This window comes from Actimicrobium sp. CCI2.3, from assembly GCF_035019065.1.
Taxonomy (GTDB): Bacteria; Pseudomonadota; Gammaproteobacteria; order Burkholderiales; family Burkholderiaceae_D; genus Actimicrobium.
This window is the reverse complement of sequence record NZ_JASJWR010000043.1, coordinates 21,386-27,636: the sequence shown is the minus strand read 5'-3', so window position 1 is coordinate 27,636 and position 6,251 is coordinate 21,386. Positions and strand designations below refer to the sequence as shown.

7 protein-coding genes are annotated in these 6,251 nt (G+C 56.7%); 4 read left to right on the top strand and 3 right to left on the bottom strand.

Features of this window, described 5'->3' with window-relative positions; translation table 11 throughout:
- The coding region (locus QN370_RS18895; protein ID WP_323581786.1) for an electron transfer flavoprotein-ubiquinone oxidoreductase at window positions 1-1,674 on the bottom strand (1,674 nt) is incomplete at its 3' end.
- Window positions 1,675-1,819: 145 nt separating this feature from the next.
- Between QN370_RS18895 and QN370_RS18890 the strand changes: the two genes are divergently transcribed.
- On the top strand, window positions 1,820-2,596 hold the full coding sequence (locus QN370_RS18890; RefSeq protein WP_322126971.1) for an SDR family oxidoreductase: 777 nt from the start codon (window positions 1,820-1,822) through the stop codon (window positions 2,594-2,596).
- A 150-nt stretch (window positions 2,597-2,746) separates the two neighbouring features.
- Here the strand turns inward: QN370_RS18890 and QN370_RS18885 are convergent, their stop codons facing one another.
- Both QN370_RS18885 and QN370_RS18880 read right to left on the bottom strand, forming a co-directional pair.
- The gene (locus tag QN370_RS18885; RefSeq protein ID WP_322126972.1) at window positions 2,747-3,010 is read right to left on the bottom strand and encodes a DUF3563 family protein; all 264 of its coding nucleotides are present in this window, start codon (window positions 3,008-3,010) and stop codon (window positions 2,747-2,749) included.
- Window positions 3,011-3,109: 99 nt separating this feature from the next.
- Window positions 3,110-3,706: a LuxR C-terminal-related transcriptional regulator gene (locus tag QN370_RS18880; protein ID WP_322126973.1), complete on the bottom strand. Its 597-nt coding sequence runs from the start codon at window positions 3,704-3,706 to the stop codon at window positions 3,110-3,112.
- A 124-nt stretch (window positions 3,707-3,830) separates the two neighbouring features.
- On the opposite strand from QN370_RS18880, the gene QN370_RS18875 reads away from it, so the two are divergent.
- The 3 genes from QN370_RS18875 (at window position 3,831) to QN370_RS18865 (ending at window position 6,233) form a co-directional block, all read left to right on the top strand.
- Window positions 3,831-4,529 carry a CoA transferase subunit A gene (locus QN370_RS18875; protein ID WP_322126974.1) on the top strand — a complete coding sequence of 233 codons (699 nt, stop codon included), beginning with the start codon at window positions 3,831-3,833 and terminating at the stop codon, window positions 4,527-4,529.
- Window positions 4,530-4,542: 13 nt separating this feature from the next.
- Window positions 4,543-5,196 (top strand): CoA transferase subunit B, encoded by a 654-nt coding sequence (locus tag QN370_RS18870; protein WP_322126975.1) that lies wholly within the window; start codon window positions 4,543-4,545, stop codon window positions 5,194-5,196.
- A 161-nt stretch (window positions 5,197-5,357) separates the two neighbouring features.
- The gene (locus QN370_RS18865; RefSeq protein WP_322126976.1) at window positions 5,358-6,233 is read left to right on the top strand and encodes an alpha/beta hydrolase; all 876 of its coding nucleotides are present in this window, start codon (window positions 5,358-5,360) and stop codon (window positions 6,231-6,233) included.
- Window positions 6,234-6,251: the final 18 nt, after the last annotated feature.

Here is a 6,251-nt window from a genome sequence, read left to right as displayed (position 1 = left end):
GGAGATGTGTATAAGAGACAGCCCCTCAGGCGTGACCCACACGATATTTTGCGTCGGATCCTTGATGTCGCAGGTTTTGCAATGCACACAGTTCTGCGCATTGATCTGCAAGCGGTCAGCGCCTGCGTCGGTTTTGACGTACTCATAGACTCCAGCGGGGCAGTAGCGCGCTTCCGGTCCCGCATAACGAGCCAGGTTCACATTGACTGGCACCGCTGCATCTTTCAGGGTCAGGTGAATCGGCTGGTCTTCCGCATGGTTGGTATTTGATATGAATACCGACGACAGGCGATCGAAGGTCAGCTTGCCATCCGGTTTCGGATAGACGATGGGTTTGTAATTGGCCGCCGGTTTCAGACATTCGTGATCGGCATGGGTGTGGCGCAATGTCCAGGGTGCCTTGCCACGGAAAACGAGTTGGTCGATGCCGACCATCACGGAACCGGTCAGCAAGCCCTTGCTCATCCACGGCTTGAAGTTGCGCGCGACATGCAATTCTTCATGCAGCCATGACTTTTCAAATGCCGCCGGATAGCTGCTCAGTTCGTCGAATTGTCGTCCCAGGCCGAGTGCTTCAAAAGCGGCGTCCGCTGCCAGCATGCCGGTCTTCATGGCCGTGTGGCTGCCCTTGATCCGGCTGGTGTTGAGAAAGCCGGCATCGCAACCGATCAGCACACCACCCGGGAAAGTCAGCTTGGGTAGCGATTGCAGGCCACCGGCAGTGATCGCCCGGGCACCGTATGAAATGCGCTTGGCGCCGACAAAGAACTTGCTGATTTCAGGATGGGTCTTATAACGCTGGAATTCTTCGTAGGGCGACAGGTAAGGATTGGCATAGCCGAGCCCGACCACGTAGCCGACGGCGACCTGGTTGTTTTCGAGGTGGTACAGGAACGAGCCACCGTACGTGTCATTTTCCAGCGGCCAACCGGCAGAATGCACGACCAGTCCGGGCTGATGCAACTTGGGATCAATTTCCCACAATTCCTTGAGGCCGAGGCCATAGGTCTGAGGATCCTTGCCTTTGTTGAGCTGGTATTTTTCCATCAGCTGTTTGCCCAGATGGCCGCGTGATCCTTCGGCAAAGAACGTGTACTTCGCGTGCAATTCCATCCCCAGCTGGAACGAGGCACTGGCCTGGCCGTGCTTGTCGACACCGAGATTGCCAGTCGCCACACCTTTGACCGAACCATCGTCGTTGTACAGGATTTCTGCAGCCGGAAAGCCAGGAAAAATTTCCACGCCCAATGCTTCGGCTTGTTGGCCGAGCCAACGCACGACATTGGCCAGCGAGATCACGTAGTTGCCGTGATTCTGAAAACAGCCCGGCAACATCCAGTTGGGTGTCTTGTAGGATTTTGTTTCGGTCAGGAACAGGAAGCGGTCTTCGGTTACCGGAGTGTTTAACGGTGCACCGAGCTCTTTCCAGTTCGGCAGCAATTCGTTCATCGCGATCGGATCCATCACGGCACCGGACAGGATGTGCGCGCCTAGCTCCGCGCCCTTCTCGAGTACGCAGACCGTGACTTCCGTTCCCTTGGCTGCCGCCAGTTGCTTGAGCCGGATTGCCGCCGACAGACCGGCGGGGCCGCCGCCGATGACGACGACGTCGTACTCCATGGCTTCGCGCGGTCCATATTGATCAAGCAGGATCTGGTTCTGGTTATGCATCATTAGGTCACCGTAAATTAGTATTCGAACGAACGTGCTTATTGCCTCGCATTTTGCACGGGAAAGCGTCTCCTTGCATTCAAATCATGCAGCATTCGTGCAATGATAACGACTCAACCGCAGGAACCTGCTTAACAAGGAGAAATTCGTGGGCATTGAAGTTAATTTTGAAGGCAAGATCGCATTAGTTACCGGCGCATCCAGTGGCCTCGGCGCACGTTTCGCCAAAGTACTGGCGCAGGCTGGTGCGCAGGTCGTACTGGCATCGCGACGCGTCGATCGCCTCAAAGAACTGCGCGCCGAAATCGAAGCCGATGGTGGCGCAGCCCATGTGGTTGCGTTGGACGTGACTGATTATGCCAGCATTAAGTCCGCCATCGCTCATGCCGAAACCGAGGCGGGTCCGATCGACATTCTGGTTAATAATTCGGGCGTGTCGACGACCCAGCGCCTGATCGATGTGACGCCGGAAGATTATGCGTACGTGATGGATACCAATCAGCGCGGTGCTTTTTTCGTGGCACAGGAAGCGGCTAAACGGATGATTGCGCGTGCCAAAGGTGACCCGAAATTGCAGCACCGGATCATCAATATTGCGTCGGTAGCCGGTTTGCGCGTGTTGCCACAAATCGGCATTTATTGCATGAGCAAATCCGCCGTCGTGCACATGACCAAATCAATGGCCATCGAGTGGGGACGCTATGGCATCAACGTCAATGCGATTTGCCCGGGCTACATCAGCACAGAGATCAACGAAGAGCATTTCCGGGGTGAACATGGTCAGCAATTGCTGGCGACGTTACCGCGTAAGCGCGTCGGCAAGCCGCAAGACCTTGATGGCTTGCTGTTGCTGCTGGCGTCCGAAGAATCGCATTTCATCAACGGTGCGATCATGACCGCCGACGACGGCATGAGCGCGATGTAACCGGCGCTGCCGACGACCACTGCGTTGTAATCAGCGCGTCGAAGAGGGTGTCGGTGCGTGCACGCCAAGCTGGTGGCGGATGCGATCCGATCCTGATGCGGGGTCATTCACTATGCTGCGTTGCGGTAAGAGAATGACTGTCCGTCTAACTCAATGCATGCCGGTCATCATGTTCATCTTTGGCTGACCGTCCTGACGTTCAAGGTCATGCATCCGGTTTTCGAGGTCCGCGATGGAGGTGGACTGTGCCAGATACTCATCCTGCTGCTTGCGCTGGTGTTCGTCGAAACTCTCGGACATGGTGTTGAGCATGTCAGAGGCATGATTCACTATGGATTGACCCAACGCGGCAATCGCGTGAGAAACAGATTGGGTAAAGCCGACAAATTGGGAAGTATGTTGCAAGGTGCTCATGGAAAACTCCTTAGTGTGATGAGACTGCTTTAATGCTGCAGTGCGTTATCACTATAGGAGGTCCACGCAGTGATCGCCAATTGTGATTGGTGATAGCTGTTATTCGCTATTTGCATGCAGCGAGAGGTTGCTGCCTGCATCGGCGGTGCCGAGCAGGTGATGCACCAGTTCTCCGGACGTTGCAGCGGAAAATTTCTTCATTAATTTTGCCCGATGCATTTCAACTGTTCGCGGGCTCATGCCGATCTGGCGCGCAATGATCTTGCTGGTTTTGCCTTCGACCAGCAGTGCAGCAATTTCGCGTTCGCGCGGTGTCAGTTTGGTGGTGACCTTGCGTTTTTCGCTGAGGTCTTCAAAGGTCCAGATGCCGGCGGCATGGGGGTCGTCGTCGACCAGACCGCGTCCGCTGACACGGCACCAGAACAATTCATCGTTGGCACGCTTCATGATCCGCTCGTCCGTGTACGAGCCGCGTTCGCTCATGATCGGTACGATACGCAGCCCGGTACGCTCGAATTCCTCGATGCTAGGATAGAGAATCTGAAACGATTGCTCCGCCAGTTGTTCCGGCAGATAGCCAAACATGGCTGCCAGCGAAGGGTTGGCAGTATGGATGATGCGACGTTTGGAAACACACAGGCCGACCGGCGCATGGTGAAAGATCAGCGCGTAATCAATGGAAGGGTCGTTGTTCATCTGGTCATTGTATTTTTTGAATCTGCAAAGTATTTTTACGGTATTGTGCCCGATTGCGTCACACAATATGCTGGCCAGCCCGGTAACTTGTGTGCTGGTCCTTACCTTCATGAAAAGGCTAGTTATGAAAAAAGTGTATCCCGATGCAGCCAGCGCGCTCGCCGGTGTGGTCAAGGATGGTCAGATCATCGCCGTCGGCGGCTTCGGTCTGTGCGGCATCCCGGAAGCCCTGATCGCCGCCTTGCGCGATTCCGGCGTAACCAATCTGACCGCGATTTCAAACAACGCCGGTGTCGACGGCTTTGGCCTGGGCCAGTTGCTCGCCACGCGCCAGATCAAAAAAATGATCGCCTCGTATGTCGGCGAGAACAAGGAATTTGAGCGTCAGTACCTGGCCGGCGAACTCGAACTGGAATTCACTCCGCAAGGCACGCTGGCAGAAAAGCTGCGGGCTGGCGGCTCCGGTATCCCGGCCTTTTTCACCAAGACCGGCGTCGGCACCCTCGTTGCCGAGGGCAAGGACATCCGCGAATTCGATGGTGAACAATACGTGATGGAGCGTTCGCTGGTGGCCGATGTGTCGCTGGTCAAAGCCTGGAAAGCCGATCGCGCTGGCAATCTGGTGTACCGCAAGACAGCCCGCAACTTCAATCCGAACGTCGCGATGGCCGGCAAGATCACCATCGTCGAAGTTGAAGAACTGGTCGAGATCGGCGAGATCGATCCGGACCAAGTGCACACGCCCAGCATTTTCGTGCACCGCATCGTGGTCAATGCCACGCCCGAAAAACGGATCGAACAACGCACGGTACGTGCACAGTAAGCGGAGAACGAACATGGCATGGACTCGTGAACAAATGGCTGCGCGTGCAGCGCAGGAATTGCAGGATGGCTTTTACGTCAACCTCGGCATCGGCTTGCCGACGATGGTGGCCAACTACGTACCAAGCGGTATCGAAGTGTCGCTGCAATCCGAAAACGGCTTGCTTGGCATCGGTCCTTTTCCGACCGACGATCAGGTTGATCCCGACCTGATCAACGCCGGCAAACAGACCGTGACGTCGCTGCCGGGCTCGTCGTATTTCAGCTCGGCGGATTCGTTCGCAATGATCCGTGGCGGCAAGATCAACCTGGCGATCCTCGGTGCGATGCAGGTGTCCGAAACCGGTGACCTGGCGAACTGGATGATCCCCGGCAAAATGGTCAAGGGCATGGGCGGTGCGATGGACCTGGTCGCAGGCGTCAAGCGCGTCGTGCTGTTGATGGAACATGTGGCCAAGGCCAAGGACGGCACGACCTCGCACAAGATTCTCAAGAAGTGCGATCTGCCCTTGACTGGCGTCGGCGTGGTTGACCGCATCATCACCGATTTGTGCGTCATCGACGTGACGCCGGACGGCCTGAAGCTGATCGAACTGGCACCGGATGTGACGGTGGCTGAGGTGGTGGAAAAGACGGGTGTGAAGCTTGATGTGAGTGCGGTGTCCTGAGATTGAGCATGGTGACGCAGAGACCCGGGCAACCGGGTTTTTTTTCGCGTGAAAGAAAATTGCACGCAATTAATTGGCGCACTATCCTTCTTCTGTGCCTGCATGGCGCACAGGTTCCGCTCGACCGGTAAAATGAAGAAACTGTAACCACAGGAGCTGCCATGCCAGAAGCCCGACTCAACCATGTTCAATGTCTTTCGCCCACCGGTCTGCACCGGATGGCCTACAAGGAGTGGGGCGATCCGCATAATCGTCGTGTGCTGGTGTGCGTGCATGGCGTGACGCGCGTATCGGACGACTTCGACCAGATGGCAGCAGCATTAAGTACTACCTGGCGGGTGGTTTGCCCGGACATTGTCGGCCGCGGGCGCTCCGGCCGGTTGCTCGATCCACGCCATTATCAGGTGCCGCAATACGTGGCGGATATCGTGACCTTGCTGGCGCGTCTTGATGCCGAAACGCTCGACTGGTTCGGTACTTCGATGGGCGGGTTGATCGGTCTCGGACTGGCGGGGTTGCCTGACAATCCGGTGCATCGCCTGATCCTCAACGACATCGGTCCAACGCTCAACCCGGCCGCGCTGTCGCGCATCGGTGACTACATCGGGCAGGATCTGCGTTTCGCTACCTTCGACGAAGGTGCGAGTTACATCAAATCGATTTCGCTGCCGTTCGGTCCGCACAGCGACGCCCAATGGCACAAACTGGCTAGCGACGTGCTGCGCCAGAACGCTGATGGCCAGTGGGTTCGCCACTATGATCTGGCTCTGGCTGTGCCGTTCCAGACGGCGACCGAGGAATCAACCCGACAAGGCGAGGCCTTGCTCTGGCAGGCGTATGATGCCGTGCGTTGCCCGACCCTGCTGGTGCGCGGAGCCCAATCGGATTTGTTGTCACCGGCGACCGCGCTGGAAATGACGCAGCGCGGACCGAAGGCACAGCTTGTCGAGCTGGAAGGAATCGGCCATGCGCCGACCTTTGTCCAGCCTGACCAGATCGCACTGGTGCGGGAATTTTTACTTGGCCATCCGGCCTGATACAGCTTCATCAACCAT